This window comes from Sulfuricurvum sp. (assembly GCF_023250475.1).
GTDB lineage: Bacteria > Campylobacterota > Campylobacteria > Campylobacterales > Sulfurimonadaceae > Sulfuricurvum.
Genome location: NZ_JAHFAQ010000179.1, coordinates 1 through 3,042, shown reverse-complemented (window position 1 = coordinate 3,042; position 3,042 = coordinate 1). Strand labels below are relative to the sequence as shown.

The 3,042-nt window shown below is 39.1% G+C and carries 1 protein-coding gene; it reads right to left on the bottom strand.

All coding sequences use genetic code 11. The features are described 5' to 3' along the window. Positions 1–2,872, bottom strand: a 2,872-nt coding sequence (locus tag Q0C19_RS11705; protein WP_295056280.1) for a PAS domain S-box protein, incomplete at its 3' end; no start/stop codon positions are given. Between the last annotated feature and the right edge of the window lie 170 nt (positions 2,873–3,042).

The window sequence follows — 3,042 nt, the reverse complement described above, 5'->3', positions numbered from 1 at the left end:
CAATTCCACCGCCGTTATCGCAAATTTCACTGTTGACATAGTCTTCGTCATCATAGATTTTAATATCAATGTGCGCATTGGGAGGATGGCTGGAGATCAATGAATCTTTGGCATTATTGATAATATTGACGAAAACCTGCATCAATTCCCGAGGGTAGGCATTCACTACAGAATTGGACAGGTAAGAGGTTTCGATGGCAATGGAGTTGTTGGTCAGGCTCTCTTTGACAATGGCGAGAGTCTCTTCGATAATATCTTCTACTTTGACGGCTGAAACCGACTTATCGGGCTTGAAAAAGTTCCTAAAGTCATCGATTGTTTTGGAGAGGTGATTGGTCTGATCTAAAATATCTTGGGCATACTCCGCTCCTGCGGTATTATCAAATGTCTCAAAAGCAATATCCATCAACATATTGTTTGCATCCATAGCGATTCCCGCAATCGGTTGTCTCCATTGATGGGCAATCATTCCGATCATCTCTCCCATTGCCGCATGACGCGATTGTGCCATCATCAGTTCATCTTTTTTCTTTAGCTCGGTAATGTCCGTAGCGGACGTAACGATAGTACGTTTGCCGTTGATCATCCCCAGAGGGGCGGAGCTGACCTGCCAGATCATCTCATTTCCCTCCTTGGAGGTGATGACATTTTCACCGAGATTAATTTTTTCCTGTATCGAATAAAGTTCTTCAGTGTTTTTTTCTTTTAAAAGACTTTTTTTATGGCACGCTTTTTTGGTCCATTTTTCAAGGGTGTTTATCTCTGGATAGCTATATCCGGTGAGGCTTTCCCAGACTTTATTGACCATTAGTACTTCGCCCGCTTCGTTGTGGAGCATGATAGGATTCGGGGCTTCTTTTAGGATGGTTTGAAGTTCTTGGGATTTTTTTTCCAGTGCATTCAATGCATCGTTAAGTTTATTTCGTGCCTCTGTTTGAACGGTGAAGTCACGAGCCGAACCTTGAAAACCGATCGGGGTATGGGTTTCATCGAAAATGATCTTTCCATTGATTTCTAAGGGGATTTCACTGCCGTCTTTTTTATGCATAATCATCTCCAAAGAAGCTCCCTCATCGTTGTTGGTACTGAGCATTTTGGATATGAGTACGCGTGCTTTTTCAAACATTTCCGGGGTGCAGTGTTGATAGAGTTTGGTTCCGATGAACTCCTCTTCACTGTATCCAAACAACGTTTTTACCGAAGGATTTACATAAGTAAACTGTAGCTCTATGTCCATTTTCCAGATTAAATCGATGCCATTATCGGCAAGTAGTTTATAATTTTTCTGACTTTCGAAAAGGGCATCTTCCGCTCTTTTTTGTTCGGTGAAATCAGCGGAATTCCCGACCAATCCTACAATGTTTCCTGTCGAATCTATCACTGGGGATTTGACCGTATAGAGATAGACTTTTGAGCCGTCAGGATAGGTGACCCATTCGAAATTAGAACTAGCCTTTTTTTCTAAGAACATTTTTTCATCGTAGCTGCGAAAAAAATCGGCAAGGCTTTTGTCAAAAATTTCGTAATCGCTTTTACCGACTATCTCTTGATTGGATTTTCCCACAAATTTTTCAAATGCTTGATTGCAGACGGTGTAAATAAAATTGGTATCTTTGACAAAAAGGATATTATCAACACTGTTAATGATATTTCCGTAGAGCTCTTTGACATAAAGAAGAGAACTTTCATGCTCGCTTAGGTGTTCTTCTATCTCTAAATTGTAAAGTGCATACGATATGTCACCGGCGACTTCATGCAAAAGAGATATTTCTTCTTCATCCTTGAGGTAAGCGGTATTGACGGAGAGGGTAAGATTCCCAAATACTTTTTCGTTAAATTTCAGCTGTATGCTAAACGCCCCTTTGCTCTCATACAAATCTGTAAACGGGCATTCCGGGCAACTTCTTTTCGTGCTTTCAATCAATAAATGACCATCTTTCTGATCATCGATATTTTGAATACAAGGGGGGATCCATCCGCCTTCAAGTTTATGTTTTAATTGGGTAAATTTTTCTGAATTATCCCCGCTGGTAACGTATTCAATACGTCTCGAATCATTGTAGAGGGCAATCCAGGCATTGCCATAGACACGATTGGTGACTAAAACATTACAGATATCCTGAACTAATTTGTGTCGGCTTTTTTCTCGGACTATTAGTTGATTAACCGCCCGGATAACGGAGATGACTTCCGTTAAGTGGGCAGTTTTTAAAATATAGTTTGTAATCCTGCTGAGTGTATAATAAGCAATAAGAAATAATAATAGCAGAAGTCCTGCGCCCATCAAAATACTCACATTGATAAACTTCATATGCATAGAATCGGAATAACGTTTATAATTGTTTGCTTTGTTCTGGGCATAGAGGTAAAGGTTTAACGTTGAATTTTCAAGCTGTAAAACCAGATGTGCCCCATTTCCTTTGGTTCTTGCGATAGCGTCCGTTCTTTTATGGTTTTTAATCAGTTCGATCGTTTCATCCCGAAACGGTTTCCACTGCGCAAATAATTCTCTGGTTTGATGTTCGAGTTTTTTTCCCTCTTCATCTCTCATCCCTGCTTTGATAATTGTTAGATACGCATAAACATGTTGTTCGTGCCTGTCAACGTCTTTGATACTTTCTTGTAACTCTTCATTGGATTCGGACAACACGATATCTTTCATATCACGATGTATTTTGTAGATTTCTGATTTCATTGCGAGGGTGGCATTGGAGATTTTAAACGGATATTCAAATATATCATTGGTTATTTTTTTCATCTCGCCGATTTGATATAAACTATTGATTTTAGAGCCTATCATAAGCAAAGCGATAAGGATAAAAACCATTAGAATGAAACGTATCTCTTTATGGCTTTTGTGATTGGTTATCATCCCTTAATCCTTTTTTCTCAACCGAAATATTCTATACGTTTAGCATAAGATTCGATTGTATATCAGGCGGTATTTTTTTTACCTTAAACTTCCTATTGATGTGTCAAGATGGAAATCGGCTATAATAAGAGATATTTACCCCTTGAGGAGCCTTTATGGAGTGTGAATTT